This window comes from Caulobacter sp. GW822-FHT01G02 (genome assembly GCF_058802865.1).
The window spans coordinates 248,333-274,411 of record NZ_JBXAON010000004.1 but is presented as its reverse complement, the minus strand read 5'-3'; the positions used below and the strand labels follow the sequence as shown (position 1 = coordinate 274,411).

Genomic DNA, 26,079 nt, shown 5'->3' with positions numbered 1-26,079 from the left:
CCGCCGAAGTACAGAGACCGGTCATGAAGGTTCGCAGCTCGCTGAAGTCGCTGAAGGGTCGCCACCGCGACTGCAAGATGGTGCGTCGCAAGGGCGTCATCTACATCATCAACAAGACCGACCCGCGCTTCAAAGCCAAGCAAGGCTAATGACCTTGTCGTCTCCCAGAGCCGTTCTCTGGGATGTCGGCAACGTCATCGTGCGCTGGGATCCCCGCGCACTGTACGCGAAGATGTTCAAGGAACCGGCCGATCTCGACCGGTTCCTTTCGCATGTCTGCACGCTGGATTGGCACGTCGAGCACGACAAGGGCGTCGGCTTTCCGGAGAACGCCGCGCCGCTGATCGCGCGCTTCCCCGAGCATGAAGCAGAGATCCGGGCCTGGGACGAGCGGTTCGGCGAGATGCTGTCGGGGCCGATCCCCGAAACGGCGTCCGTGATCGAAGCCCTGGCGGCCGCTGACGTGCCGCAATTCGCCCTGACCAACATGCCCCAGAGCAAGTGGCCGGTGGTCCAGGCGATGTCGCCGGCCCATTTCGGCCATTTCCGCGATGCGATCGTCTCCGGCGACGAGCAGGTGATCAAGCCGGGCCGCCGGATCTACGAGATCGTGCTGGAGCGGACGGGCCTGCGGGCCTCGGACCTGCTGTTCATCGACGACAGCGCCGCCAATATCGCGGCGGCCATGGACATCGGCTTCCACACCCACCACTTCACCGATCCGGCGCAGCTGCGCGCCGCTGTCGAGCGGCACGGCCTGCTCTAGGTCCCAGTAGGGGAGATCTTGCATGAACGTCGGTTTCGTCGGCCTCGGCGCCATGGGCGCGGCCATGGTCCGCAACCTGCTGGGCAAGGGCGTCCAGGTGACGGTGTGGAACCGCTCGCGCGCGATCGTCGACGAGCTGGCCGCCGAGGGCGCGAGCGCGGCCGCCAGCGTCGACGAGGCCTTCGCCGCTGATATCGTGCTGACCATGCTGGCCCACGACCAGGCCATGCGCGCGGTGCTGCTGGACACCGGCGTTCTGGCCAAGGCCCGCAAGGGCGTGGTCCACGTCAACCTCGCCACCATCTCGACCGCCCTGGCCGCCGAGCTGTCGGTCCTGCACGCCGAGCTGGGTCTGGGCTATGTCGCCGCGCCGGTGTTCGGCCGTCCGCCCGTGGCCCAGGCCGGGGGGCTGAACGTCCTGGCCGCCGGCGCGCCCGACGCCGTGGCCGCCGCCATGCCGGTGCTGGAGCTGCTGGCCGCCAAGGTCTGGCCGCTGGGCGAGGATCCCGTCCGCGCCAACGCCCTGAAGCTGGCCGGCAACTTCATGATCGTCTCGGCCATCGAGAGCATGGGCGAGGCCGTGGCGCTGGGTGAAGCCTATGGCGTCGAGGCGCCCGAGTTGCTGGACATGCTGTCGAGCACCCTGTTCGCGGCGCCGATCTACAAGATCTACGGGGCCATGATCGCCGAGCGCCGTTACAGCCCGCCGGGCTTCGCCGCCGAGCTTGGCCTCAAGGACGTGCGCCTGGTGCTGGACGCCGCCGAGGCCAAGGGCCTGTCGATGCCTTTGGCCGATCTGGCCGAGGCCAGCCTGGAATCCCTGCTGGGCGGACCGGACAAGGACCTCGACCTGGCCGCCCTCGCCGAAGTCGCGCGAGCCAGGGTCGAAGGAAGGTAGTGGAAGGTCGCTGAATCGCGCTTCCCAGGGGCGCGCGTTCGCACTAGGTTCCGCGCCTCCCAATTCCAGCCTCTCGCGAGACTTTCCGCATGGCCGACGACGCCACTCCCCACGCCGACGTTCTGAACTCGACCGCCCAGGGTCAGCTGAAGTCGATCATCGACCGCGTCGAACGCCTCGAGGTCGAAAAGACCGAGATCATGGAGCAGATGAAGGAGGTCTATGCCGAGGCCAAGGGCAATGGCTTCGACGTGAAGATCCTCAAGAAGGTGGTTCGTCTGCGCAAGCAGGACCGCGCCAAGCGCCAGGAAGAGGACGCGATCCTCGACCTGTACCTCTCGGCCATCGGCGAGATCTGAGTTTTTACCGGGCGCGCATTTTTTAGGTAGTGTTTTGGCGCGCGGGGTCGGGGATAGTCCTCGCGACATGCGCGCCAAGCCGCCCGATCCGAAAGCACAGGCCAAGAAGGCCGCGCTGAACGCCCTCAAGCGGGCCCGTCGCGCGGCCGAGAAGTCGGGCGTCGAACTCTCCGAATGGGAGGGCGAGTTCCTGACCAGCGTCGCCCAGCGCGTCGAGACCTATGGGCGGGCCTTCGCCGATCCCGAGAAGGGCGCGCGCGGTCAGGCCCTGTCGGGCAACCAGGCCATCAAGCTCAAGGAAATCGCCCGCAAGGCCAAGGGCGAGGCCAAGCCGATGAAGCGCGGCAAGGGCTTTGCGCGGCGCGGTCGCGAGCCAGAACCCGCGCCGGAAAGCGACGAAGACTGATTCCGACGCGACCAGGCCAGGCCCGGAGACGCGCGGTTCGCGCTTAGCCTTCCTCCCCAGGAAACCGGGAGGAAAACCATGGCAAACACCAAGTCGCCGCGCCACGTCGTGCTGACCATCCTGCTGGGAACGGCGGTGGCCGGAACCCTGGATATGACCGAGGCCTGCGTTTATTGGGGCGTGACCAAGGGTGTCGCGCCGGAGCGGATCTTCCAGAGCGTGGCCAGCGGCCTGCTGGGCAAGGCGGCCTTCACCGGCGGCGCGCCGGCGGCGGCGCTGGGGCTCGCGGCCCACTTCGGCATCATGGCGGCGATGGTCGCCTGCTATGTGCTGGCCGGCCCGAGACTGCCGATCCTGACCAAGCGCCCGATCGTCATGGGCCTGGCCTATGGCCTGGCGACCTATGCGGTGATGAACTATGTGGTCCTGCCGCTGTCGCGGGCCCCGCATGGCGGACCCTTCGTGCTGTCGACCTTCGTGAACAATCTGGGCGCGCATCTGTTCATGGTCGGCGCGCCCATCGCTCTGATCGCGGCGTCACGAGAAAAGATGACAAAAACAGCCTGAGATTTGTCTCAAAGGCTTACCAAAAACTCTTGTTCGCCGAGCGACGTTAAGATCTTGGTAAGAGTCTCGGCTGAAAATGTGAATAATTGTAAAGAGTTAAATACTCATCGCTGTGAGGTTCTGGGTCGCGGGCGGGTCGCGGCTCCAGCCTCGACGTACGCGGGCGAAAGCCTGGATCGGCGTCGAGCGAGCTGCACGGCTCCGTGGATCAAGGATAATGGCGACCACCTATCAATATCTGCTGCGCCGCAAGGCGGAGTTGGAAACCCGCATGGTTGAGGCTCAAAAGCGCGCCCAGGCGCCGTTCGAGGGCGAGCTACGAGCGATCATCGTGGCGCTGGAGGCCCTCAAGCAGGCCGGCATGTCCGAGCGGCTGTCGGCCGGCGAGCCGGCGCCGTTCGCGCCGCCAGCTCCGGGTAAGCGCGGCCGAAGGGGGCGCTCCACCCGCGACATGATCCTGATCACCTTGACCCAGGCGCCGGGCCTGAACGAGGCGGAGATCGCCCGTCAGCTGGATCACCGCTGGAGCCGGCCGGTGACCCCGGCCCAGGTCGGCCGCGAGCTGGAGCAGATGGAGATCGAGGGCATGGCTCGGCGGTCCGGCGCGGGATGGGTCCGCATCGAGGAGGCCCCCCAGAATGTCGAAGAGCGGCCAAGCTTCAGCGTGGCCGCTCCCGGACATTAGTTCGGTCTTGAACGCCTCAGGCGCGCGCCGGCTTCGCCGACACCGCCGGGCGCGCCGGCTTCAGCAGCGCCTTCAGGCGCTGTTCGCGCGAGACCGGACGGAAGATCATCAGAGCCATCAGCCAGCCTCCTTCATATCGACCTCGATGCCCTGCTCGCGAACCTTGCGATAGAGGGTCGAGCGGCCGATGCCGAGGCGGCGGGCGACTTCGCTCATATGGCCGGCATAGACGTCGATGGCGTGCTGAATAAGGTCGCGCTCGATGTCTTCCAGCGTCCGCAGGTGGCCGCGGTCGTCGAGGATGCGCACGGGCGCCTCGGCCGCGCCCGTCGGGGCGGCCATGGCCGCGTGGGCGGCTTGCAGCATGGCGGCCGGCGGCGGCGCGGGCGGGGTCGCGACGGCCTCGACTGGCGCGGCGAGCCCCGAGATGGCCGGGAAGTCGTAGGGCTGCAGGTAAGGCGCGTCGGCCAGCACGATGGCGCGATAGACCGTGTTCTCCAGCTGGCGAACATTGCCGGGCCAGTCGAACGCGGTCAGCAGCTGCAGGGTCTCGGGCGAGGCGCCGATGACGCGCTTGCCCTCTTCGACGTTGAAGCGGCGAATGAACGCCTCGACGAGGGCCGGGATATCCTCGCGGCGCTCGCGCAGGCTGGGGGCTTCCAGCGGGAAGACGTTCAGGCGGTAGTAGAGGTCTTCGCGGAAATGCCCGACCGAAACGGCCTGCTGCAGATCGCGATTGGTCGCCGAGACGATGCGGACGTCGACCTTCAGCGAACGCTTTGAGCCGATCGGATCGATCTCGCCTTCCTGCAGCGCGCGCAGCAGCTTGACCTGGACGTCCAGCGGCAGTTCGCCGACCTCGTCCAGGAACAGGGTGCCGCCGTCGGCTTCCTTGAACTTGCCCAGATGCTTGTCGCTGGCGCCGGTGAACGAGCCCTTCTCGTGGCCGAACAGGATCGACTCCACGAGGTTCTCGGGGATGGCGCCGCAGTTAACGGCCACGAACGGCTTGCCGGCGCGCTCCGAGGAGCCATGCACCGCGCGGGCGATCAGCTCCTTGCCGACGCCGCTTTCGCCGGTGATCAGCACGGGGATGGCGCTCTTGGCCGCCCGCTCGCCCATGCGCTTGACCATGGTCATGACCGGCGAGGCGCCGATCAGATCCGCGAAGGTCGTCTTGCCGCCGGCCCGCTTGGTCAGGCGCTCGACCTCGCCCTTGAGGTCGCCCATGGACAGGACGTTGCGGATCGAGACGGTGATGCGCTCGGGGCTGGCCGGCTTGATGAAGAAGTCGGCGGCTCCGGCCTGCATGGCCTTGACCACGGTATCGACGCCGCCGCTGGCGGTCAGCACGATCACGGGCTGGTTGAAGCCGCGGGCGCGCATCTCCTTCAGCGTCTCCTGACCGGTCAGGCCGGGCATGACGAGGTCGAGCAGGATCACGTCGGCCGGAGCGCCCGACGTCAGGTGCGCGATCGCCGCGTCGCCGCCTTCGGCGTGCGAGACCGCGAACCCGTCGCGCTCGAGCACCGCCTGGATCAGCCGACGTTGTGTCGGGTCGTCATCGACGACTAGGACCGTTTTGGTCATAGGGCACATCCACCAGAACCGGCCATGCCCACATGGAGCAAGGCTCTTGTTGGTTCAGAGTGATACAGGCCGCGGGTAAACACCGGCTTTCGCAGACGTGTCGCGGAGCTTAAGGTTTAGCGTTAACAGGACCTTACCTGGGGAGGGGCGCGCGTACGCCAATCTGCTGCTATCGAGACCGACGAACTGGTGGGGCTTCTGCGACAGGCCTGGCGCACCCCACGCCCAAGGCGATCCAGAAACGCCATCCGTCGATCTGACGCGTTGCGCCTGCGGGCCGCCGAGGCCTATCTGCTAGCCCATGAACGCGCCCTTCAAGCCCGACACCCCGCCCGAATGGAACCTGGCCGATCTCTATGTCGGCCGCGACGATCCCCGGATCGAAACCGACCTCGCCGCCGCCAAGGCCGCCAATGACGAACTCGCCTCGCTGGAGGGGATGTTCCTGGAGGCTCGCAAGGAGCCAGCGCGCTTGGGCGTGCTGCTGGATCGCGGGATCACCCTCTATGAACAGGCCACCAACGGCCTGTGGAGCGTCGGAGCCTATGCCGGTCTGGAAGCCGCCGTCGCTCGCGATGACCCGGCCTGGGCCAAGTTCGAGGCCGACCTGCGGGCCCGCTCGTCCCAGATCGCCGCCGAGAGCCTGTTCTTCACGCTGGAGCTGAATCAGCTGGAAGACGGCGAGATCGCCAAGGCGCTGGAGGCCCATCCCGACGCGGCCCGCTGGGCGCCGTGGCTGCGCCGCGTGCGCCTGTCGCGGCCGCACGAGCTTTCGCCGGAGCTGGAGCGCTTCATCGTCGACAAGAGCCCGGCCGTCGCCAACTGGGTGCGGCTGTGGGACGAAACCCTTGCCAAGCTGACCGCGACCGCTGGCGACGAAACCCTGACCTTGCCCGAGACCCTGAACCGTCTCTCCGACCCCGACGTCACGCGGCGCAAGGCCGCCGCGGACGGACTGGCCAAGGCTTTGGAAGAGCGCGCCTCGACCCAGGCCCTGGCGCTGAACACCCTGGCCTTCGAGAAACAGGTCGAGGACCGCTGGCGCCGCTACGACAGCCCCGCCCAGTCGCGTCACCTGGCCAATGAGGTCGACGGCGACGCGGTCGACGCCCTGGAGCAGGCGGTGGTCGAGGCCTATCCGCGCCTGTCGCACCGCTACTACGCCCTGAAGGCCAAGGTCATGGGCCGCGACAGCCTGGACTACTGGGACCGCAACGCCCCGCTGACCGCCGCCGCCCCGCGCGCCTACGCCTGGGACGAAGCCAAGGGCATGGTGCTGGAAAGCTTCCAGGACCTGGCGCCGAAGTTCGCCGACGCCGCGCGGGTGTTCTTCGACAGGCCGTGGATCGATGCTCGCCCGCGTCCGGGCAAGCAGTCCGGCGCCTTCGCCCATCCGGTGACCGCCGACCGCCATCCGTTCGTGTTCATGAACTATATGGGCGAGCGGCGCGACGTGCTGACCCTGGCCCACGAACTGGGCCACGCCGTCCACCAGACCCTGTGCCAGCCGCTGGGCACCCTGCTGGCCGATACGCCCCTGACCCTGGCCGAGACGGCCTCGATCTTCGGCGAGGGCCTGGTCTTCGACCGCCTGCTGGCCGAGGCGAGCCCCGAGGACCGCAAGGGCCTGCTGGCTGGCAAGATCGAGGACGGCCTCAACACGGTGGTCCGCCAGATCGCCTTCCACCGCTTCGAGCGCCGCTTCCACGAGGCCCGCCAGGAGGGCGAGCTGTCGCCCGACCAGATCGGCGGCCTTTGGCTGGAGGTGATGGGCGAGAGCCTGGGCCCGGCCGTGAAGCTGAACGAAGGCTACGAGCACTACTGGGCCTATGTCAGCCACTTCTGCCACGCGCCGTTCTACGTCTACGCCTATGCGTTCGGGGATCTCCTGGTGCGCGGGCTGATGGAGAAGCGCCGCGAGAATCCGGCCAAATTCGCGCCCCTGTACGAGGATCTGCTCGCGGCCGGCGGCACGCGCACCTATGTCGAGGCGCTGAAGCCCTTCGGGTTGAACCCCAGGGACAAGGCGTTCTGGGCCGCCGGCTGCGCGCAGCTGGAGCGGCTGGTGGACGAGTTCGAACGGCTCGTCTGACGCCCTGCGTTCGCCCTCGTCCTTCGACAAGCTCAGGATGAGGGCGAAGAACTTCCGGGGTGCGTCCGTCACCTCATGCTGAGCCTGTCGAAGCACGAGGTGACGCGGCATGGTTGACGATCGTAACGACCCCGCCAAAGACCCCGAACGCGACCGCCTCTCCGGCCGGCTCTCCCGTTTCGCCAAGGTGGGCGCCGGGCTCTCGGGCGCGGCCGTGTCCTACGGCGCCAACCGCGTCTTCGCCGGCGACGACGCCAACGCTCGCAACGCCAAGGCGCTGAAGGCGGCGCTGGGCGGGCTGAAGGGGCCGCTGATGAAGGCGGCCCAGATGTTCGCCACGGTGCCGGACCTGTTGCCGCCCGAGTTCGCCAAGGAGTTCGCCGAGCTCCAGACCAACGCGCCCGCCATGGGCTGGCCGTTCGTGCGCCGGCGCATGGCGGCCGAGCTGGGACCCGACTGGCAATCCAGGTTCGCGACCTTCGAGCACGAGGCCGCCGCCGCCGCCTCGCTGGGCCAGGTGCACCGCGCCACGACCCATGACGGCCGGGCCATCGCCGTGAAGCTGCAGTACCCCGACATGCAGAGCGCGGTCGAAAGCGACCTGGGTCAGCTGCGCGCCCTGATCGGCGTCTTCAAGCGCATGGACGGCTCGATCGACCCGTCCGAAATGATCGTCGAGATCGGTGATCGCCTGCGCGAGGAGTTGGACTACGGGCGTGAGGCCAGGATGATGTCCGTGTACGGAAATTTTTTCGCCGACCGCGAGAACATCCGCACGCCGACGCCGGTTCCGGAGCTGTCCACCGGCCGCCTGCTGTCGATGACCTGGCTGGACGGCCAGGGCCTGCTGGCCTTCAAGAGCGCCCCGCAGGAGACCCGCGACCGCATCGCCGCCCTGCTGTTCGAGGCGTGGTGGAGCCCGATGACCCATCTCGGGATCATCCATGGCGACCCGCACCTGGGGAACTACAGTTTCGGCGGTGACGAGGCGGCGCACCTGAACCTGCTCGATTTCGGCTGCATCCGCGTCTTCCCGCCGACGTTCGTGGCCGGGGTGGTGCGGCTCTATCGCGCGCTCTCGAACGACGACCGCGCCGAGCAGGTCGAGGCCTATCGCACCTGGGGCTTCCAGGGCCTGACCGACGAACTGGTCGACACCCTGAACGTCTGGGCGCGCTTCATCTACGGCCCGCTGCTGGACGACCGGATCCGCACCGTCGCCGACGACGTCCCGCCGGGCGAGTACGGGCGCCGCGAAGCTTTCAAGGTGCGCCAGGCCCTGAAGGCGGTGGGCGGGATCACCATCCCGCGCGAATTCGTGTTCATGGACCGCGCGGCGATCGGGCTGGGCGCGGCCTTCCTGCATCTCGGGGCTCGCCACAACTGGCGGGCGCTGTTCGAGGCGTCGCTGGAGGGGTTCTCGGAGGAGGGTGTCGCCGAGCGGCAGGCGAAGGCGCTCTCCGAGGTCGGCCTCTAATTCTTGTCATCCCGGAAGCCTCGCAGAGGCTGTCCGGGACCCAGGGGCAACCGCCCTGCCATTGGCCCCTGGGTCCCGGCTCTCCGCTTACGCTACGGCCGGGATGACAAGATTAGTGTTCGTATTCTCGGAGAAGGTCTTCCAGCCGCCGCTGCTCGGGCTTCATCACCCAGTAGAACCGCAGGGTGTTCCAGCCGAAGCTGGCCACTAGCGCCCCGCCGCACAAGGCCAGGGCCTGCATCCCCGCCGCGCTGTCCATCTTGCCGTCGCGCTGCAGGCGCTCGATGGCGAACCACATGGGCAGGATGAACACCGGGGCCATCATCCAGAACACGTGGTAGTTCCGCCGCGCCGCCTGGTTGCGGGCCAGGAGGCCGGCCAGGGTGTCGCGCATCGGCTGGCCGGTGTCGCGGGTGCGGGCCCGGAAGCCGTTCCAGAACACCGCGATCATCACGACCCAGCACACGCCCAGCATCGCCATGCCAGCCCAGCCGTGAAAGTCCTCGCCGCCACGCAGCACGGCCGCGCCGGCGACGAGCGTGAACACGGCCAGGGCCGCGAACGGGATGGCGCTCAGCAGGAATTCCGTCCTGCGACGGGTCTTCAAGGTGCTCATCAGTGCCTCCATCAGTCGGGCCTGGTGCTCTTCGGAGGGGCGGTTGGCCTCTGACCGCCAGACCTGTTCGAGGCGCTCAAAGTCCATCGGCGTCCTCCTTCACTTGGGTCGAGAGCCGTTGGCGCAGGCGGGTCAGCCGCGCGCCGACATTGGTCTCGGTGAGCCCGTGCAGCCGGGCGATCTCGCCATAGGCGACGCCGTCCAGCGACAGCAGGATCAGCGAGCGCTCGATCGGGGCCAGGGTGCGGATGGCCGCATAGAGCCGCTCCAGCAGCGGGCCTTGCGGATCATCGCCCGCGTCGCGGATCAGCAGCTCGGCCTCGATCGACACGCCGCGCAGGCGTCGCCGGATCTCACCCCGCCGCCAGGTGAGGGCGGCGTTGTGGGCTACCCGGTGGGCGAAGGTCCCGGCCGCGCTCTGCTCCCGGAAGCTCGGGCGCGCCTTCCACAGCGCCACCGTCAGTTCCTGCAGCAGGTCGTGCTGGTCGCAGGGTTCGGCGAACGCCCGCGCCGTCCGCTGCAGCATCGGTAGATGCGGCGCCAGCCAGTCGGCGAAGTCCTCGTCGATGTCGTGGTCGCTCGCCATCCCCTTGGCCATCCGTCTCCCCGTTTCGAAAGGTTAGATGCCGGCCGGGGCCTCGTCCTTACGGAAGGCTTTTCTTTTTTCAAACGCTCGTTAGCCTGACGGCATGTCCGACGACCTGACAGACGCCCAGACCGCCGCGATCCCCGACGGGTTCTCCCAGCTGAACTGGTCTCGCGGCTTCGGCCGTCAGATCGGGCCGCTGTTCGAGCATAGCGAAGGCCCGGGCCAGGCGCGCCTGGCGTTCCGGGTCGAGGAGCACCACACCAACGGCCTGGGCAACTGCCACGGCGGCATGCTGATGAGCTTCGCCGACATGGCCTGGGGCCGGATCATCTCGCTGCAGAAGTCCTACAGCTGGGTCACCGTGCGGCTGATGTGCGACTTCCTCTCGGGCGCCAAGCTGGGCGACTGGGTGGAGGGCGAGGGCGAACTGATCGGCGAGGAGGACCTGCTGTTCACCGTACGCGGCCGCATCTGGGCCGGCGACCGCACCCTGATCACCGGTACGGGCGTCTTCAAGGCGCTGAGCCCCCGCAAGCCGCGTCCGGGCGAACTAGCCTATACGGAAAGCGCCGATGGCTGACGATCAAACCTCGCCGGTCTCGCTGCTGGCCCCCTTCCACGGCGAGCCGCCGCCGGCCCCGGCCTGGTTCAAGGGCGCCGTCGCCCAAGCCCCGGAGCGTTCGACCATCGCCGTCGAGGGCGCGAACATCGAACTGCTGACCTGGGGCGAGATTGGCAAGCCGGGCCTGCTGTTCCTGCACGGCAACGGCGCCCACGCCGACTGGTGGAGCTTCATCGCGCCGTTTTTCGCCCAGGACTGGCGCGTGGCGGCGATCTCGTGGTCGGGCATGGGCGGCAGCGACTGGCGGCCGGCCTACAGCGCCGAACTGTTCGCGACCGAAATCTTCGCCGCCGTCGAGGCCGCTGGCCTCGAGGCCGGCGGCGTCAAGCCGATCGTCGTCGGCCACTCTTTCGGCGGCTTTCCGACCCTCTATTGCGCCGCGCGCCATCCCGAGCGCCTGCGCGGCGCGATCTTGGCCGACAGCAGCATCCAGCCGCCGGAAAAGCGCTGGAAGGGCCCGCCGCCGCGTTCCGGGCAGGGCAGCCGTGTCTACGTCACGCTGGAAGAGGGGCTGAATCGCTTTCGCCTGGCCCCGCCGCAGCCGTGCGAGAACCTCTACATCGCCGACTTCATCGCCCGTCGCTCGCTGAAGGCGGTGGAGGGCGGCTGGACCTGGAAGTTCGATCCGGATCTCTGGCACAATTTCCGGATGCCCGATCTTGGGCAGCTTCTGCCTCAGATCGCTTGTCCGGCGGCCCTGATGTGGGGCGAGCGATCTAACCTGATGCATGCGGAGACGCTCGACTATATGGTGGCGCAAATGCCCAAGGACGTGCTGCTTCTCCCGCTGCCCGACGCCGATCATCACGTGATGATCGACCAGCCCCTGGCCTTCGTGGCCGGGCTCCGTGGACTATTGGCGAACTGGTCCTGAGCGACGCGCCGGGGCCCGTTCTCGTCTACGCGCCCGATCGCGGGATCGGCGATCTGATGTGGCATTTGCCGACGATCCGAGCCATCGCGGCCACGACGCCCGAGCGCAAGGTCGTGCTGGTCGCGCGACCGTCCAGCCGCGCCGCCGAGGTCCTGACCGTCGAGCCCAGCGTCGCGCGCGTGCTGTACGCCCCCCACTACAAGGGCAAGCTGAAGGGCGTGCGCGAAGTCATTGACTTCTATCGCATCTGCCGCGCCGAGAGGCCGCGCGCGGTGTGGGTCCTGGAGAAGATCGACCGCCCCGCCATCGCCGCCGCCCTGGCCGGCGCGCCCGAGCGGCGAGGCTTTGGCCTTGGGCACGGGCAGGAGCGGTTCCTGACCACGGGGCCGTACCTGCCCAAGGCGATGCGCTCCGCCCACCGGCTCGACAAGCTGGCGGCGTTCGAGGAGGCTCACGGCCTGGTCGTCGACAGTCGGGAGCCGGAGCTGAGGCTGGATCCCGAGGCGCTGGCGGCCGTGAAGACCAGGTACGCCGACAAACCTGGTCCCTGGCTGACCCTGGGCATTGGCGCCAGCGAGCCCGCGCGCACCTGGCCGGCCGAGAGGTTCGCCCAGACGGCGTCGCGGCTCTCGGACCTGTTCGGTACGGTGTTCTGGGTCGGCGGCCCGCACGAGGCGCGCGTCGCCACGGCCGCGATCGGCGATCTGCCCAACAACGTGGTGGCCTGCGACCTGACGCTGGACAAGTCCGCCGCTCTGATCGCGCTGTCGGCCGGGTTCCTGGGCAACGATTCGGGCGCGCTCAACGTGGCCGCCGCCGTCGGCACGCCGTGCGTGGGGCTGATGGGCACGGCGCCGGTGCCGGCCTATTCCCGCTGGCTCTCGCGGCTGGACGGCGGCGAGGGGCGAATCTCCGATATCACGGTCGGTCAGGCTGTCGACGCCGTGCGCGCCCGCTTCGTATCGGAAGCCTGGGGCAATACGCACGCTTGAGCCTTAGCGCCCCCCGTTGTATCGGGCGGGCTCGGTATTCTCTCTTTGCTTCCAAGGACGACACATGGCCGGCGATTATCACCGCGGTGAGATGGACATTCACGAACAAGTCGCGACCTTCGCGGCGTTCAACAACATGACGAAGTGGGGCTCGCTGGCCGTCGCCACCCTGCTGCTGTTCATCACCCTGCTGTTCTGCACCGCGGCCGGCTTCATCGGCAGCGCTATCGCCGCCGCCTTGCTGCTGGCCGCGGGGATCTTCTTCCTGCGCGACAAGCCGGCCTCGACCCACTGACACCGGTGGACATCGGCATATTTTCTCCCTGAGCTGCGTCTTGAGCCTCGACAAGAGGCAAGACTATCCCCTACAGAGCGCCGCATGCTGCTGAGCAAACAGCGCTCTGGGGAGGGGTATGCCGATGGCCGTTATCGCCGTCACGAAAGAGACCCGCGCGAACGAAACGCGGGTCGCGGCCACGCCTGAAACCGTCAAGAAGCTCGGCGCCGCCGGCTTCTCGGTGGTGGTCCAGGCGGGGACGGGGACGGCCGCGTCCTATCCGGACGCCGACTACGAGGCCGCCGGCGCCAAGATCGCCAAGACGGCCGTCGAGGCCCTCAAGGACGCCGACGTCCTGTTCAAGGTGCGCGCGCCCGAGGCCGCCGAGATCGCGGCCCTGAAGAGCGGGGCCATCGTCGCCGCCGCGCTCAATCCCTACCAGGACAAGGAAACGCTGGACGCCCTGGCAAAGGCCGGCGCGACGGCGATCGCCATGGAGTTCATCCCGCGCATCACCCGCGCGCAGGTGATGGACATGCTGTCGTCCCAGGCCAACCTCGCCGGCTATCGCGCCGTGATCGAGGGCGCCGAGGCCTATGGCAAGGCCCTGCCAATGATGATGACCGCCGCCGGCACCGTCGCCGCGGCCAAGGTGTTCATCATGGGCGTGGGCGTCGCCGGCCTGCAGGCCATCGCCACGGCCCGCCGCCTGGGCGCGGTGGTCACCGCCACCGACGTGCGTCCGGCCACCAAGGAGCAGGTCGAGTCTCTGGGCGCCAAGTTCCTGGCCGTCGAGGACGAGGAATTCAAGAACGCCCAGACCGCTGGCGGCTACGCCAAGGAGATGTCCAAGGAATACCAGGCCAAGCAGGCTGAACTGGTTTCCAGCCACATCGCCAAGCAGGACATCGTCATCACCACGGCCCTGATTCCCGGCCGTCCCGCGCCGAAACTGGTCAGCGCCGCCCAGGTGGCGTCGATGCGCGCGGGCTCGATCCTGGTCGACCTGGCCATTGAGCAGGGCGGCAATGTCGAGGGCGCGAAGCTGAACGAGACGGTGATCACCGCCAACGGCGCCAAGATCCTCGGTCACGCCAACCTGCCGGGCCGCATCGCCACCGACGCCAGCGCGCTCTACGCCCGCAACCTGATGGCCCTGGCGACCCTGTTCACGACGAAGGAGGGCGCGTTCGCCCCCAACTTCGAGGACGAGATCCTGCAGGCCGCCGTCGTCACCCGCGGCGGCGCGATCGTCCACCCGAATTTGAAGACCGCCTAACAACAGCATCGAAAGGGAGGCTCCCATGGAAGCCGTCGACCCCACCGTGTTCCGTCTGGCGATCTTCGTGCTCGCCATCTTCGTCGGCTACTACGTCGTCTGGAGCGTGACGCCCGCGCTGCACACGCCGCTGATGGCCGTCACCAACGCCATTTCGTCGGTGATCATCGTTGGCGCCCTGCTGGCCGCCGCGGCCCATGGCGCCAATAGCGACCTGGCCGGCGGCGCCGTCGCCGGCTCGACCTGGATCTCCAAGGGGGCCGGCACGCTCGCCGCGGCCTTCGCGGCGGTCAACATCTTCGGCGGCTTCTTGGTCACCCAGCGCATGCTGGCGATGTACAAGAAGAAAGAGAAGAAGTGAGCAAGCGAGAGCAGGGGGAAATAGAACAATGAACGCCAATCTCGCCGCCATTCTCTACATCGTCTCGGGGGTGCTGTTCATCCTCGCGCTGCGTGGCCTTTCCAGTCCCGTGACCAGCCAGGCGGGCAACCGTAACGGCATGATCGGCATGGCCATCGCCGTCGGCACCACCCTGGCCACCCTGTGGAGCCAGGGCGCGCTGGACGTCGTGACCCTGGGCCTGATCCTGGGCGGCGTCGCCGTCGGGGGCGCGGTCGGGGCGGTCATCGCCCGCAAGGTCGCCATGACCTCGATGCCGCAACTGGTCGCCGCCTTCCACTCGCTGGTCGGCATGGCCGCCTGCCTCGTGGCCGTGGCCGCCATCTATACGCCCGCCGCCTACGGCATCGTGGGCGAGGACGGACACATCCACCTCAACAGCCTGATCGAGCTGTCGCTGGGCCTGGCTATCGGCGCCATCACCTTCACCGGCTCGGTCATCGCCTTCGCCAAGCTGAACGGCAATATGGGCGGCGCGCCGATCCTGCTGCCGGCCCGTCACCTGCTGAACATCGCCATCGCCGCGGCCATCGTGGCCCTGGTCGTGGTCCTGGTGGTCAGCGGCGGTTCGGCCATCTGGGCCTTCTGGGGCATCTTCGCCCTGAGCCTGCTGATCGGCGTCACCCTGATCATCCCGATCGGCGGCGCGGACATGCCGGTCGTCGTGTCGATGCTGAACAGCTATTCCGGCTGGGCGGCGGCGGCCCTGGGCTTCACGCTCGAGAACACCACCCTGATCATCACCGGCGCGCTCGTCGGTTCGTCGGGCGCGATCCTGTCCTACATCATGTGCAAGGGCATGAACCGCTCGTTCGTGTCGGTGATCCTGGGCGGCTTCGGCGCCGACGCTTCGGCGGCGGCCGGTCCCGGCGGCAAGGTCGAGAGCCGTCCCGTCAAGCAGGGCAGCGCCGACGACGCGGCTTTCATCATGAAGAACGCCAGCAAGGTGATCATCGTCCCGGGCTACGGCATGGCCGTCTCTCAGGCCCAGCACGCCCTGCGCGAAATGGCCGACAAGCTGAAGGAAGAGGGCGTCGAGGTGAAGTACGCCATCCACCCCGTCGCCGGCCGGATGCCTGGCCACATGAACGTGCTGCTGGCCGAGGCCAATGTCCCCTATGACGAGGTGTTCGAGCTGGAGGACATCAACAGCGAGTTCTCGACGGCCGATGTGGCCTTCGTGATCGGCGCCAACGACGTCACCAACCCGGCCGCCAAGACCGACCCGACCAGCGCCATCTTCGGCATGCCGATCCTGGACGTCGAGAAGGCCCGCACCGTCCTCTTCGTCAAGCGCGGCATGGCCTCGGGCTATGCCGGCGTCGAGAACGAGCTGTTCTTCCGCGACAACACGATGATGCTGTTCGGCGACGCCAAGAAGATGGTCGAAGGCATCGTGAAGGGGCTGTAGGGCTCCTCACCGCCAAGAAACGACGAAGGCCCCGGCGGTGACGCTGGGGCCTTTTTTGTAAGTATAGAGCCTAAATCAGGCTGCTGCGTCGATCCTCTTCAGCAGGCCTGCCGTGGCCAGCTTCATATGGGCGTTCATGGCGTCGAAATCGCAGCCGTTCGGCCAGGTCGGGGTGCCCATCTCGATAAAGACGCGAGCAAAGAAGGCCGGATCGCGAAGCGGCTCGGTCACGACACCGTCGCTGACGAAATCGCGGAGGTCGAGGATGCCCGTCATCTGGTCGTCGAAATCGATCTCAAGGCGATAACCATCCAGCGCCTTGACGCGCACGGCTTGCACCATCTTGTACTCATTCATCGGCGAGCCCTTCGATCTTGAACGTGGGCAGTTTCTCGACCGCCAAATCCCAGTTGCGCATCAACTCGGGACGGTTCTTCACAATTCATTCTACCACATAGCGCGCTTGTCGGCGCGGGAAGTGTCCAGCCAGCCGGCGGCCGGACGTGATGTCAAAGAGGGCGGCATGATCGCCGTAGTTGGCATGGACATGCGGCGGATTGTGGTCTCCGAAATTGATCCGGATGACGATGCCCAGGAAGATCGAAATAATCGGCACGCGAGTGCTCCATTTATTTCAATCTATGCGATATATTTTACCATCCGCAATCAAAACGAAACAAAGGCCCCAGGGTTACCTGGAGCCTCTGTCGCGGGGTGTGGGGGAGTGGGTGTCTGGGTCAGCGGCGCTCAAGCTCACTTGGCGGCCAACTCGACCGCGTTGCGGCGGGCGGCGAAGGCCAGGGCCTTGCGTTGTTGCTTGGGCAGTTGGGCGTTCACTTCGCGATGGACGTCGGCGACACAGGCGCCCAGCGACATGAGCAGGCCTTCGCTGCTGCGTTGCTTGGCGCGGCACAGGGCCTCGCCGGCGGTGTCGATGCGGGCCTTGAAGATCGCGGCTTGCGACGGGCTGGACAGGTCCAGGTCGGCGAACGAGACGGTGGTGACCGGTTCGCGCTCGGCGGCGTTGGCGGCTTGGGTCAGGCCCAGCACCGGCACGGCGGCGAGGCTCAGGCTGGCGACGGTGGTCAGGCTCATGATGAACTTGCGCATTTGAAGTATCCCTCTGGCTGGGCGCTATTCCCTGCGCCGATGAATACTGTCTATTCTCGGGAGTTCGCGAAGTCCCGTTACGTCTCATTCATGACGTGAAATTAAAGAAGTGTCCTGGTTTTAATGAAATGAAGTTTCCGTAATATTTGACGATTACATGACGCCTGTTGATCGATCGTCGATGCGAGCTTGGCGGCATAGTTAGCAAATGGTTAAGCTGCGCCCTGTTTTCGCCCCATGCGACATCCATACACCCCGCCAATTCACTGTTCCGAAAGGTCAAGCATGAGAGCTAGACGCGCGCGGCGCGGTCCTCTCCTTGACCGAATGTCCGAGAGGAAAGCGGTTTGATCCCCAAGAGCCTGGCTGTTCAGTCTCCCCAAGTACGCGTCGCCTTCTTCGCCATGCTGGGCGTCGCGGCGATGGCGGGGGCGCTGAACGGCGCGGTGGCGCTGGGTGAGTGGGTCGCCCACGCGACCCCTGTCTCTCGCCCGACGCCCGCCATTGTTCCGACCGAGCCCGTCGCCGAAGAAGAGGCCGAGCCCGCCGCACCGCCGCCCGCCTATCAGTTCGACGCGCCGCTGCCTGGTCGGGTGGTCAATTCGCCGTTCGGCCTGCGCCAGTTGCCCTGGGAAGAGAACGGCCGCCTGCATCAGGGCGTCGATATCGCCGCCCCCAGCGGCGCGGCGGTCAAGGTCGCCGCCGATGGCGTGGTCAAGGCCACGGGTCTTTCCCCCACCTACGGCCGCTATGTCCAGGTGATGCACAAGGGCGGGCTGACCACGATGTACGCCCACCTCGCCGGACCGGCCAAGGGCGTCAAGCGCGGCGTCTATCTGCGTCGTGGCGCGACGGTGGCCTATGTCGGCAATTCGGGCCGTTCGACCGGTTCGCACCTGCACTTCGAGATCCGCGACGGCGACAAGGCCCTGAACCCCAGCTTCTTCCTGGGCCGCAGCTTCGCCGAGGCCGACGACCTGCCGCTGAAGGCCGCCAGCCGGGTGTCCAGGAAGGTTCGCCTGGCGACGGTCTCGAAGTGGCCGAAAGGCGTGGCTCGGACCGGCAAGGACGGAATCACCGTCACCCGCGTGAAGGGCGGTCGCGTGCGCGCCACGATCCCGGTGGTCGACGGCTCGATCCCCAGCGTGGCCGGCTAGAGCGCAGAGCGCTCCAGGTTTCGGACGCAATCCGAAGCGGACAGACTCTAAAACTCCGCTCAGAGAGCGCCACGTTCTCGACGCGTCACAAAGCGTTACTACATTGAACGCCATGATCCAGTTTCTCGGCCGTGGCGTCGCGGGCTTCGTGCTCCTGCTCTTGTCCTATATCGCCGTCGGCGGGCTGATGAGCGCCTCTGGGGCGCCCAAGCCGCGCGGTCAGTTGGTCGAGATCGAGCCGGGGCGCAAGCTGCGGCTGGTCTGCGAAGGTCCCCGAAGCGACCGCCCGGTAGTCTGGCTGGAGGCCGGGGCTTTCGGCTTCGCCGCCGACTGGGGCGCCGCGCAAGAGGCCCTGACCGCCGCCGGCTGGCGCTCTTGCGCCTATGACCGCGCCGGCATGGGCTATTCGCCGAAGGGCCCCAACCCGCGCGACGGCATCGCCATCGTCACCGACTTCGAGAAGCTGGTCGCCGCCTCGGACGAGCCTGGTCCCTACATCCTGGTCGGTCACTCGATGGCCGGCCTGCGCCTGCGCCAATATGCCGGCCGCAATCCCGACAAGGTCGCCGGGCTCGTGCTGATCGACGCCGCTACGCCCGAGGCCGCCCAGAACCCACGCATGAAGGGCTTCATCGAGGCCTTCGCCAGTATCTCCAAATGGGCCGCGCGCGGCGCTTCGATCGGCCTCTACAAGCCGCTGGTGCACACCCGCCTGGGCGACAAGATCGACCTGCCCCCAGCCGCCAAGGCCGAGAAGGGCTGGGCCTTCGCCAATGGCCGCCACAACCGCACCTCCGCGGAGGAGGTCGGACTGTGGCATGAGGCCTCGCAGCAGGCCGGCGAGCAGCCGGCCTATGATCCGAAGTGGCCGGTCGCCGTGCTGACCGCCGGGCCTGTGAAGGGGCGTGAGAGCTGGAAGGACCTGCAGGCCGCCCCGGCCCGCGCCTCCCAGCATGGCATGATCGACCACGTCGAGACCGCCACCCACACCCTGCTGATCGGCCGCCGCTTCGCCGACCATATCGTCCGGGCCGTCGCCTTCGTGGCCGACGCTCGTCAGAAGGGCTGATACAACTTCCAGGAAGTCGATTCGGGGAGGTCGTCATCATGGTCAGCGCCGTCAACCTGGAGGGCGTCAGCAAGACCTATGACGATTTCCACGCCGTCCGGGACGTCAGTTTCGAAGTCCCCTCCGGCCGGATCACCGGTTTCCTGGGCCCCAACGGCGCGGGCAAGACCTCGACCATCCGCATGATCCTGGGCCTGTTGCCGGTCAGCGCGGGCGAGATCACGGTGCTGGGCGCCAGAGACGCCACCAAGGTCCACGAGCGGATCGGCTTCCTCCCCGAGGAGCGCGGCCTCTACAAGCGCATGACCCCGATCGATGCGATCGCCTTCTTCGCGGGGCTGAAGGGCGTGCCGGAGGCCGAGGGCCGCAGGCGGGCCAAGGCGATGCTGGAGGCGCAGGGCCTGGGCTTCGCCATGAAGCGGCCGATCAAGGATCTCTCCAAGGGCATGGCCCAGAAGGTCCAGCTGATCTCGGCCCTGGCCCACGAGCCGGAGCTGGTGGTGCTGGACGAGCCGTTCTCGGGTCTCGATCCCGTCAACCAGCAGGCCCTGGAGACGATGATCCGCGAGATCGCCGCGCGCGGGGCCACGGTATTGTTCTCCACCCACGTGATGCAGCACGCCGAGCGGCTGTGCGACAAGGTCGTGCTGATGGCGCGCGGGCGGAAGGTGTTCGATGGCGACGTCGCCACGGCCCGCCGCGCCGCGCCTCGAGCCCTGGTGCTGGAGGGCGATCTGCTGGCCGAGCAGGTCATGGCCTTGCCGGGCCTGGGCGCGGTGACCTCCGAGCCGCTGCCGGACGGCGGCTGGCGACATGTGGCGGTGCTGCCGGAGACGAGCGCCGGTCAGGACGCCCTGAAGGCCGCCTTCGCCCGGGATCTCGCTTTGCGCCGGTTCGAGCTCAAGGAGCCCAGCCTGCACGACGCCTTCATCGTCCTGACGGGAGACCAGGCATGAGCCGCCTGCTGAGGATCGCCCGCCGGGAATACCTGGCCTATGTCCGCACCATTGGCTTCTGGCTGTCGATCGTGGCGCTGCCGCTGGTCATCGGCGTCAGCGCCACCGCGCCGTTGATGATGATGAAGACCGCCAAGCCCGAGCGGCTGGCGATCGTCGACCTGACGGGCCAGAACCTGGGGCCCGCCGTCGCCAGGGCGGTGGTCGAGGACCAGAACCGCGCTTCGGCCCGGGCCCTCCGCGCTGCGGCCCTGTCGGCGGCTGGTCCCAAGGCCCAGGAGGCCGTCGGCAAGGCCCAGGCCAAGGGCGGCGAGGCGGCGGGGCGGGAGGCTCTGGCGGGCTTCAATCCGGCCGCCGCGGCGCGTTTCAAGCCGCCACGCGCCAAGGTGATCATCCTGCCGGCGTCTCCCGAGGCCCAAGCCGCCGCGACGCCGCGTGAGGCGGGCCTGGTCGCGCGTCGCGACGTGGCCGACAAGCGCCTCGATTCGGTGCTGATCCTCAGCGGTCGCGACGACGCCATCGTCATGGACCTGTGGAGCCGCAACCTGGGCGCGCCGGTGCTGGAGAACGACCTGCGCCAGGCCGTGGGCGGCCTCATGCGCGAGCGCGCCCTGGCTCGCGCCGGCGTCTCGGCCCAGGTTCTGAAAGCCGCCGACGGTCTCAAGCCCGCCTTCAACAGCCTGTCGCCCAAGGCCGCTTCGGGCGAGAAGGTCAGTCTGCGCGACCGCTTGCCGGCCATTGTCGGCTTCGCGGCCGGGATGCTGCTGTGGTCGATGGTCCTGACCGGGGCCAGCATCCTGCTCAACAGCGTGATCGAGGAAAAGTCGTCCAAGATCCTCGAGGTGCTGCTGTCATCGGCCTCCGTGCCCGAGATCATGGGTGGCAAGATCCTGGGGGTGGCGGGCCTGACCCTGACCGTCTTGGGCATCTGGGCCCTGGCCGGCTGGCTGGCCCTGATCAACTTCGCCCCCGGCCTGGCCGGAGACCTCGCGGCCGTGCTGCTGGGCAAGGGGCTGGTGTTCTATTTCGGCGCCTATCTGGTCGGCGGCTACCTGATGTACGCGGCGCTGTTCGCCGGCATCGGGGCCTTTTGCGAGAGCCAGCGCGACGCCCAGACCCTGCTGGGGCCGATCATGATGGTGATGACCATTCCAGTGGTGTTCATGAGCCAGGCGATCCGCTCGCCCGACGCGCCGATCCTGAGCGCCCTGTCCTGGTTTCCGCCCTTCACGCCGTTCCTGATGCCGGCGCGCATCGCCAGCGATCCGCCGCTGGTCCAGGTGGTCGGAACCACGGTGCTGATGGCCGCAGCCGTGGCGGCGATCATCGCCTTCTCGACCCGCGCCTTCCATGTGGGGGCTCTGGCGACGGGGAAGGTGAACCTGAAGACCCTGGTCGGTCTGATCGTCAGGAAGCAGGCGGGGTAGGGAGCCTCTAGCCCAGAAACGACGAAAGCCGCGCGGATCGCCGCGCGGCTTTCGAGATCTTCGAAGCTGAAGAGGTCTGGTCTTAACGACCAGCCGGCTTCTTCGGCATCGGCAGCAGGCCTTCGCGCTGGGCGCGCTTGCGGGCCAGCTTGCGGGCGCGACGGACGGCTTCAGCCTTTTGGCGAGCGCGCTTTTCCGACGGCTTCTCATAGTGCACGTGCCGCTTCATTTCGCGGAACGAGCCTTCGCGTTGCATCTTCTTCTTCAGAGCCTTCAGGGCCTGATCGACGTTGTTGTCGCGGACGAAAATCTGGACCAGGGGTATCTCTCCATTCGACAGCCCGACCAATATTCCCAAGTCCCTCTTGAGGGGCCGGGCGGGCGAACAAAACCGGGTAACCTGAGAGGGGTTCTCCCAGGCGATGAGGCGGGGCTGATAGCAGAGCGAAGGGCCGCTGTCCATGCGCGACGCGGCCTAAACACCAGTGTAGACTCGGATTTATGACGCAAACCGCCCAGACCGCCGTTCAGACCTCCAGCCAAGCTTCGGATCAACCGGGCTCCTCATGGGCCGACGCCGCCGAGCAGCGCGTACTGGACGAAGCCTTGCGTCTCGCGCCTAAGGCCGGCTGGAACGCCGGGATGGTCAGTCGCGCCCTGGCGGCGGCGGGCCTCGGCGAGGCCGAGCGCCAGCTTCTGTTGCCCGAAGGCCCGCGCGACCTGGCCGCTTTGCTTTCGCGACGCCATGACGCGGTCGCGCTTCGCAAGCTGCGGACGTTCGATCTGGCCACGCTGAAGATTCGCCAGCGGATTCGCGAGGGTGTCGTCGCGCGCCTCGACGCGGCCCAGGAGAACGCCGACGTGCTGCGCCCGCTGGCCGCCTTCCTGGCCTTTCCGACCAACCTGGCGCTGGCCCTGCGGCTGACCTGGGAATCGGCCGATGTGATCTGGCGCTGGGCCGGCGATGTGGCGACCGACGAGAACCACTATTCGAAGCGGGCGATTCTCTCGGGCGTCCTGATCTCGACCCTGGCCGTCGACATGGCCTCGGGCCGCGCTTCGGCGCTGTCGCACCTGGACGCGCGCATCGACAACGTCATGGCCTTCGAGACGTGGAAGGCGGGCTTCAAGCCGATGGACCTGGCCAGCGAGACGGTCTCGGCCCTGGCCCGCATCCGATACGGGAAGTAACCCAACTCCGATTTCCCCGGCGAAAGCTGGGAAGATCGGAATTTGGCTCAGCCCCCGAACGCCGCCGCCAGGCGTTCGAAGTGGGCCTGCACCGGCCGAGGCGCCTCTTCGTTCGGCGATTCCACGTACATGCGGCGATCCAGGTGGCGGACGCGCTCATACAGGCGTTCGGAGCGTTGCAGCAGGTTCATCAGGCCGAAGGGCAGTTCCTCGATGACCGGCGGTTCGCCCGCGGCTTCCGCGCCCAAACGGTAGGATTCAGCGCAGGCGGCTTCCGGCGGCATCTCGCCCTCGCGCACGGCGCGCTGCACCAGCAGCCACGAGGCCACCTGCATCAGGCGGGTGGTCAGGCGCATGCTCTCGGTGGCGTAGCCCAGGGCGGCGTTGCGGGAGAGGACCTTGCTGTCATGCCGACCGGCCCCGTCGAGATAGGCGGCGGTCTCCTCGACCAGTTGCATGCCCTCCTCGAACGTACGGTCGAACAGCTCCGATCGCGCGAAATCCTGGATCACTCCAGCACGCCAAGGGGTGTCCGCGAACGCGTTCACTTCGGTCATATCTACTCAATGCCCCTCGAAAGGCCGCGAGGACGTCTCGCTTGGCGGGGTGGAGTGCAACCCCCGTGCCAGAACTCGCCGTCCCGTTGCGACCCACCCCTTCGATCGACCATGCTCTCTCCAGCGCGCCGAGCGCGCGAGAACAGGAATGGGCGTCAGAAGGCGGATGACCGCTTAAGACGCCAGTAACCTCACCGAAACCTTAAAAGAACCCTTAGTCCAGGCGACCAAACAGCGCATTGGCGGCGTCGCGGCCGGCCTTTTTCTTGGCGAGCTGGGTCTTGGTGCGCTCGATTTCGGCCTGCAAGGCCGCGATGCGCTCCTCCAGTTCGGCGACGCCGTAGACCTCCAGGTCCTCGTGGGTCGTCTCGTTCAAGGTGTGTCCGTTGAAGGCGCGAGGCTCCGCGGGCTCTTCGAACATCGGCTTCTCTCCTTTTCCGCCAGCCATCTGACGCCTACCTGGGGGCCAAGGCAAGCATGAGAGGACCCCGAGCATGGCCGGAACGATGACGGCGATCGCGATCGAAGGCGGCAAGGGACCGGCCGAGGCGCTGAAGCCCGTTGAAGTCCAACGCCCCGAGGCGGGGGCTGGTCAGATCCTGATCAAGGTCGCCGCCGCGGGCGTGAACCGCCCCGACCTTCTGCAGCGCATGGGGTTCTACCCGCCGCCGCCGGGCTCGCCGGAGACCCTGGGCCTGGAGGTCGCGGGCGAGGTCGTGACCGGTTCGGGGCGCTGGAAGGCCGGCGATAAGGTCTGCGCCCTGCTGGGCGGCGGCGGTTATGCCCAATACGCGCTGGTCGACGCCCGCCACGCCCTGCCGATCCCCAAGGGTTTGGACCTCGTCCACGCCGCGGCCCTGCCCGAGACCGTCTTCACCGTCTTCGCCAATGTGTTCGAGCATGGCGCCCTGAAGGCCGGCGAGACGCTTCTGGTTCACGGTGGAACGTCCGGAATCGGAACAACCGCCATCGCCATGGCCAAGGCGGCCGGCGCCAAGGTCATCGCCACGGGACGCGGCGCCGACAAGAAGGCCAAGGCCCTGGAGCTGGGCGCCGATATCGCCATCGATGCGAAGGCCGAGGACTTCGCCGCGATCGTCAAGGCGGCCGGCGGCGCCGACGTGGTGCTCGACATGGTCGGGGCCAGCTATTTCGACAAGAACCTCGACGCCCTGAACGTGGGCGGCCGCATCGTCTACATCGCCAGCCTGGGCGGACCGGTGCTGGAGGCGCCAGTCATGAAGATCATGCAGAAGCGGGCGGTGATCACGGGCTCGACCCTGCGTCCTCGCTCCGCCGACGAGAAGGCGCGGCTGGCCGCCGAGGTCGAGCGCGTGGTCTGGCCGTGGATCGAGGCTGGCCAGGTGAAGCCGCTGATCGACGCGACCTTCCCACTCGCGGACGCCGCCAAGGCCCATGCGCACCTCGAAGCCGGCGAGCACGTGGGCAAGGTGGTGTTGACGGTCTAGGGTCAAGCCTAGAGTGCAGATTCACTCAAAGCTCTGACGTTGCTTTCGTTTGCCTGATCCCCGTTCCCTTTTCACAAGAACCGGATTATAGCGTTCATCAACATCCCGCCCGGCCGAAAGGCCGGGCGCCGTCATTTCTGGAGGACCGCATGTCCGACATTCTGATGCCCAAGGCGACCGCCGTCTGGCTGGTGGACAACACGTCGCTGAGCTTCGAGCAGATCGCCGATTTCTGCGGCCTGCACCCGCTGGAAGTGCGCGGCATCGCCGACGGTGAAGTGGCGCGCGACATCCGCGGCGCCGACCCGATCGGCAACGGCCAGCTGACCCGCGAAGAGCTGGACAAGGCCCAGGCCAATCCCGACTACCGCATGAAGGCCCAGGTCAGCCGTCACGCCGAGCTGCTGAAGCCCCAGAAGAAGGCGCCGCGCTACACGCCGGTGTCGCGCCGTCAGGACCGTCCGGACGCCATCGCCTGGTTCCTGCGCCACCACCCGGAAGTGACCGACGCCCAGATCTCGAAGATCCTCGGCACCACCAAGGCCACGATCGAGCAGGTCCGCGCCCGCACGCACTGGAACGCGGCCAACATCAAGCCGATCGACCCGGTGACCCTGGGCCTGATCGGCCAGCTGGAGCTGGACGCCCTGGTCAAGAAGGCCGCCGAGAAGAAGGCCAAGGACGACCTGAAGAAGGGCATCCTGCCGGAAGACCCGACCCTGCGTCCCGCCTCGGAGGCCGGCCAGTTCGAGCCCGAGGTCGAGGAAGAGGAAGAAGACTTCCGCGCCAAGCGCGGCGACCTCAAGGCCGAGGACGTGTTCGGCAAGGCCGGCGCCTATGTGGACGAGGACGACGAGGACTGATCCTCGTTTCCGAGCTGAAAAAAGCAGAGGCCCCGCTCCATGCTGGAGCGGGGCCTCTCGTTTTTCGGCTGCCCTAGCAGCTAGTGAAGTCGCGCCCTCAGGCCTTCGATCTCCTCCTTCAGCCGAAGCTTCTGCCGCTTAAGCTCCCTAAGCATCGTTCCGTCACACCCGGGTCGACTGGTCTCCTCCTGGATCTTGCGATCGAGCCCCTCGTGACGGGACCCAAGCTCGCGGATACGGGATTCGATGGCCATGGCTCTCGGCTCCTTGCTGTTGGAGAAGAAAGTGAACACCCGCTGCGCGGCGGTGTCAGATCACATATGATTGCAAGCGGCTCCGCTTGACGTGGCCGAGTTTGCTCCCAAGACGGACGAAAATTT

34 protein-coding genes are annotated in these 26,079 nt (G+C 67.3%); 23 read left to right on the top strand and 11 right to left on the bottom strand.

Features of this window, described 5'->3' with window-relative positions; genetic code table 11:
* Positions 1 to 23: 23 nt before the first annotated feature.
* The 7 genes from ykgO to AC1RNC_RS13565 all read left to right on the top strand — a co-directional run bounded on the left by ykgO (position 24) and on the right by AC1RNC_RS13565 (position 3,681).
* A complete protein-coding gene (ykgO, locus tag AC1RNC_RS13595) occupies positions 24 to 149 on the top strand; it encodes a type B 50S ribosomal protein L36 (RefSeq protein WP_004616427.1) in 126 nt (41 codons plus the stop codon).
* Positions 149 to 766: an HAD family hydrolase gene (locus AC1RNC_RS13590; RefSeq protein WP_492886937.1), complete on the top strand. Its 618-nt coding sequence runs from the start codon at positions 149 to 151 to the stop codon at positions 764 to 766. Before ykgO ends, AC1RNC_RS13590 begins: the two co-directional genes overlap by 1 nt.
* Before the next feature lie 22 nt (positions 767 to 788).
* On the top strand, positions 789 to 1,664 hold the full coding sequence (locus AC1RNC_RS13585; protein WP_492886936.1) for an NAD(P)-dependent oxidoreductase: 876 nt from the start codon (positions 789 to 791) through the stop codon (positions 1,662 to 1,664).
* A gap of 89 nt (positions 1,665 to 1,753) precedes the next feature.
* A complete protein-coding gene (gapR, locus tag AC1RNC_RS13580; RefSeq protein ID WP_099581374.1) occupies positions 1,754 to 2,023 on the top strand; it encodes a nucleoid-associated protein GapR in 270 nt (89 codons plus the stop codon).
* Between the two features lie 67 nt (positions 2,024 to 2,090).
* On the top strand, positions 2,091 to 2,429 hold the full coding sequence (locus AC1RNC_RS13575) for a hypothetical protein (RefSeq protein ID WP_492836817.1): 339 nt from the start codon (positions 2,091 to 2,093) through the stop codon (positions 2,427 to 2,429).
* A gap of 78 nt (positions 2,430 to 2,507) precedes the next feature.
* On the top strand, positions 2,508 to 2,996 hold the full coding sequence (locus tag AC1RNC_RS13570) for a hypothetical protein (RefSeq protein ID WP_492886935.1): 489 nt from the start codon (positions 2,508 to 2,510) through the stop codon (positions 2,994 to 2,996).
* 217 nt (positions 2,997 to 3,213) lie between these two features.
* Positions 3,214 to 3,681 carry a hypothetical protein gene (locus AC1RNC_RS13565; protein WP_492836819.1) on the top strand — a complete coding sequence of 156 codons (468 nt, stop codon included), beginning with the start codon at positions 3,214 to 3,216 and terminating at the stop codon, positions 3,679 to 3,681.
* A 16-nt stretch (positions 3,682 to 3,697) separates the two neighbouring features.
* Here AC1RNC_RS13565 and AC1RNC_RS13560 read toward each other — a convergent pair whose 3' ends face one another.
* On the bottom strand, positions 3,698 to 3,799 hold the full coding sequence (locus tag AC1RNC_RS13560) for a hypothetical protein (RefSeq protein WP_492836820.1): 102 nt from the start codon (positions 3,797 to 3,799) through the stop codon (positions 3,698 to 3,700).
* Complete coding sequence (locus AC1RNC_RS13555) at positions 3,799 to 5,271, bottom strand: sigma-54-dependent transcriptional regulator (protein ID WP_492836821.1); 1,473 nt, start codon at positions 5,269 to 5,271, stop codon at positions 3,799 to 3,801. The genes AC1RNC_RS13560 and AC1RNC_RS13555 overlap by 1 nt, the downstream gene beginning before the upstream one ends.
* Positions 5,272 to 5,572: 301 nt before the next feature.
* Between AC1RNC_RS13555 and AC1RNC_RS13550 the strand changes: the two genes are divergently transcribed.
* Together AC1RNC_RS13550 and AC1RNC_RS13545 are read left to right on the top strand one after the other, a co-directional pair.
* Positions 5,573 to 7,363, top strand: a complete 1,791-nt coding sequence (locus tag AC1RNC_RS13550) for a M3 family oligoendopeptidase (protein ID WP_492886934.1) — start codon at positions 5,573 to 5,575, stop codon at positions 7,361 to 7,363.
* Between the two features lie 109 nt (positions 7,364 to 7,472).
* The gene (locus AC1RNC_RS13545; RefSeq protein ID WP_492886933.1) at positions 7,473 to 8,840 is read left to right on the top strand and encodes an ABC1 kinase family protein; all 1,368 of its coding nucleotides are present in this window, start codon (positions 7,473 to 7,475) and stop codon (positions 8,838 to 8,840) included.
* Positions 8,841 to 8,952: 112 nt separating this feature from the next.
* Here AC1RNC_RS13545 and AC1RNC_RS13540 read toward each other — a convergent pair whose 3' ends face one another.
* Together AC1RNC_RS13540 and AC1RNC_RS13535 are read right to left on the bottom strand one after the other, a co-directional pair.
* Complete coding sequence (locus AC1RNC_RS13540) at positions 8,953 to 9,456, bottom strand: hypothetical protein (protein ID WP_492886932.1); 504 nt, start codon at positions 9,454 to 9,456, stop codon at positions 8,953 to 8,955.
* 76 nt (positions 9,457 to 9,532) lie between these two features.
* Entirely contained in the window at positions 9,533 to 10,042 is a 510-nt protein-coding gene (locus AC1RNC_RS13535) for an RNA polymerase sigma factor (protein ID WP_492887222.1), read from the bottom strand.
* Positions 10,043 to 10,145: 103 nt separating this feature from the next.
* Between AC1RNC_RS13535 and AC1RNC_RS13530 the strand changes: the two genes are divergently transcribed.
* The 7 genes from AC1RNC_RS13530 to AC1RNC_RS13500 all read left to right on the top strand — a co-directional run bounded on the left by AC1RNC_RS13530 (position 10,146) and on the right by AC1RNC_RS13500 (position 15,900).
* Positions 10,146 to 10,625: a PaaI family thioesterase gene (locus tag AC1RNC_RS13530; protein ID WP_492886931.1), complete on the top strand. Its 480-nt coding sequence runs from the start codon at positions 10,146 to 10,148 to the stop codon at positions 10,623 to 10,625.
* A complete protein-coding gene (locus tag AC1RNC_RS13525; protein ID WP_492886930.1) occupies positions 10,618 to 11,541 on the top strand; it encodes an alpha/beta fold hydrolase in 924 nt (307 codons plus the stop codon). The genes AC1RNC_RS13530 and AC1RNC_RS13525 overlap by 8 nt, the downstream gene beginning before the upstream one ends.
* A gap of 56 nt (positions 11,542 to 11,597) precedes the next feature.
* On the top strand, positions 11,598 to 12,533 hold the full coding sequence (locus tag AC1RNC_RS13520) for a glycosyltransferase family 9 protein (RefSeq protein ID WP_492886929.1): 936 nt from the start codon (positions 11,598 to 11,600) through the stop codon (positions 12,531 to 12,533).
* 64 nt (positions 12,534 to 12,597) lie between these two features.
* Positions 12,598 to 12,828 (top strand): aa3-type cytochrome c oxidase subunit IV, encoded by a 231-nt coding sequence (locus AC1RNC_RS13515; RefSeq protein ID WP_125159184.1) that lies wholly within the window; start codon positions 12,598 to 12,600, stop codon positions 12,826 to 12,828.
* A gap of 118 nt (positions 12,829 to 12,946) precedes the next feature.
* A complete protein-coding gene (locus AC1RNC_RS13510; RefSeq protein WP_492886928.1) occupies positions 12,947 to 14,089 on the top strand; it encodes a Re/Si-specific NAD(P)(+) transhydrogenase subunit alpha in 1,143 nt (380 codons plus the stop codon).
* Positions 14,090 to 14,114: 25 nt separating this feature from the next.
* On the top strand, positions 14,115 to 14,450 hold the full coding sequence (locus AC1RNC_RS13505) for a proton-translocating transhydrogenase family protein (protein WP_099581343.1): 336 nt from the start codon (positions 14,115 to 14,117) through the stop codon (positions 14,448 to 14,450).
* A gap of 28 nt (positions 14,451 to 14,478) precedes the next feature.
* On the top strand, positions 14,479 to 15,900 hold the full coding sequence (locus AC1RNC_RS13500; protein ID WP_492886927.1) for an NAD(P)(+) transhydrogenase (Re/Si-specific) subunit beta: 1,422 nt from the start codon (positions 14,479 to 14,481) through the stop codon (positions 15,898 to 15,900).
* Between the two features lie 75 nt (positions 15,901 to 15,975).
* Here the strand turns inward: AC1RNC_RS13500 and AC1RNC_RS13495 are convergent, their stop codons facing one another.
* The 3 genes from AC1RNC_RS13495 to AC1RNC_RS13485 all read right to left on the bottom strand — a co-directional run bounded on the left by AC1RNC_RS13495 (position 15,976) and on the right by AC1RNC_RS13485 (position 17,010).
* Positions 15,976 to 16,242: a DUF2442 domain-containing protein gene (locus tag AC1RNC_RS13495; protein WP_492887221.1), complete on the bottom strand. Its 267-nt coding sequence runs from the start codon at positions 16,240 to 16,242 to the stop codon at positions 15,976 to 15,978.
* Between the two features lie 100 nt (positions 16,243 to 16,342).
* Complete coding sequence (locus AC1RNC_RS13490; protein WP_492886926.1) at positions 16,343 to 16,516, bottom strand: DUF4160 domain-containing protein; 174 nt, start codon at positions 16,514 to 16,516, stop codon at positions 16,343 to 16,345.
* Between the two features lie 137 nt (positions 16,517 to 16,653).
* Positions 16,654 to 17,010, bottom strand: coding sequence for a UrcA family protein (locus AC1RNC_RS13485; protein WP_492886925.1), 357 nt, complete (start codon positions 17,008 to 17,010; stop codon positions 16,654 to 16,656).
* A gap of 347 nt (positions 17,011 to 17,357) precedes the next feature.
* On the opposite strand from AC1RNC_RS13485, the gene AC1RNC_RS13480 reads away from it, so the two are divergent.
* The 4 genes from AC1RNC_RS13480 to AC1RNC_RS13465 all read left to right on the top strand — a co-directional run bounded on the left by AC1RNC_RS13480 (position 17,358) and on the right by AC1RNC_RS13465 (position 21,619).
* On the top strand, positions 17,358 to 18,167 hold the full coding sequence (locus AC1RNC_RS13480; protein ID WP_492886924.1) for a M23 family metallopeptidase: 810 nt from the start codon (positions 17,358 to 17,360) through the stop codon (positions 18,165 to 18,167).
* 112 nt (positions 18,168 to 18,279) lie between these two features.
* Positions 18,280 to 19,236, top strand: coding sequence for an alpha/beta fold hydrolase (locus AC1RNC_RS13475; RefSeq protein WP_492886923.1), 957 nt, complete (start codon positions 18,280 to 18,282; stop codon positions 19,234 to 19,236).
* 38 nt (positions 19,237 to 19,274) lie between these two features.
* The gene (locus tag AC1RNC_RS13470; protein ID WP_492886922.1) at positions 19,275 to 20,192 is read left to right on the top strand and encodes an ABC transporter ATP-binding protein; all 918 of its coding nucleotides are present in this window, start codon (positions 19,275 to 19,277) and stop codon (positions 20,190 to 20,192) included.
* Positions 20,189 to 21,619, top strand: a complete 1,431-nt coding sequence (locus tag AC1RNC_RS13465; RefSeq protein ID WP_492886921.1) for an ABC transporter permease — start codon at positions 20,189 to 20,191, stop codon at positions 21,617 to 21,619. The genes AC1RNC_RS13470 and AC1RNC_RS13465 overlap by 4 nt, the downstream gene beginning before the upstream one ends.
* Positions 21,620 to 21,701: 82 nt before the next feature.
* Here the strand turns inward: AC1RNC_RS13465 and rpsU are convergent, their stop codons facing one another.
* On the bottom strand, positions 21,702 to 21,938 hold the full coding sequence (gene rpsU / locus AC1RNC_RS13460) for a 30S ribosomal protein S21 (RefSeq protein WP_125159223.1): 237 nt from the start codon (positions 21,936 to 21,938) through the stop codon (positions 21,702 to 21,704).
* 182 nt (positions 21,939 to 22,120) lie between these two features.
* On the opposite strand from rpsU, the gene AC1RNC_RS13455 reads away from it, so the two are divergent.
* Positions 22,121 to 22,810, top strand: coding sequence for a COQ9 family protein (locus tag AC1RNC_RS13455; protein WP_492886920.1), 690 nt, complete (start codon positions 22,121 to 22,123; stop codon positions 22,808 to 22,810).
* A gap of 47 nt (positions 22,811 to 22,857) precedes the next feature.
* On the opposite strand, the gene rcdA is transcribed toward AC1RNC_RS13455, so the two are convergent.
* A complete protein-coding gene (gene rcdA, locus AC1RNC_RS13450) occupies positions 22,858 to 23,367 on the bottom strand; it encodes a protease adaptor protein RcdA (protein ID WP_492836837.1) in 510 nt (169 codons plus the stop codon).
* A 214-nt stretch (positions 23,368 to 23,581) separates the two neighbouring features.
* A complete protein-coding gene (locus AC1RNC_RS13445) occupies positions 23,582 to 23,788 on the bottom strand; it encodes a DUF1192 domain-containing protein (RefSeq protein WP_492836838.1) in 207 nt (68 codons plus the stop codon).
* Between the two features lie 73 nt (positions 23,789 to 23,861).
* On the opposite strand from AC1RNC_RS13445, the gene AC1RNC_RS13440 reads away from it, so the two are divergent.
* Both AC1RNC_RS13440 and AC1RNC_RS13435 read left to right on the top strand, forming a co-directional pair.
* The gene (locus tag AC1RNC_RS13440) at positions 23,862 to 24,836 is read left to right on the top strand and encodes an NAD(P)H-quinone oxidoreductase (protein WP_492886919.1); all 975 of its coding nucleotides are present in this window, start codon (positions 23,862 to 23,864) and stop codon (positions 24,834 to 24,836) included.
* A gap of 149 nt (positions 24,837 to 24,985) precedes the next feature.
* Positions 24,986 to 25,699: a DUF1013 domain-containing protein gene (locus AC1RNC_RS13435; protein WP_492836840.1), complete on the top strand. Its 714-nt coding sequence runs from the start codon at positions 24,986 to 24,988 to the stop codon at positions 25,697 to 25,699.
* Between the two features lie 80 nt (positions 25,700 to 25,779).
* Here the strand turns inward: AC1RNC_RS13435 and AC1RNC_RS13430 are convergent, their stop codons facing one another.
* Positions 25,780 to 25,953 (bottom strand): YdcH family protein, encoded by a 174-nt coding sequence (locus tag AC1RNC_RS13430; RefSeq protein ID WP_492836841.1) that lies wholly within the window; start codon positions 25,951 to 25,953, stop codon positions 25,780 to 25,782.
* Positions 25,954 to 26,079 lie beyond the last annotated feature (126 nt).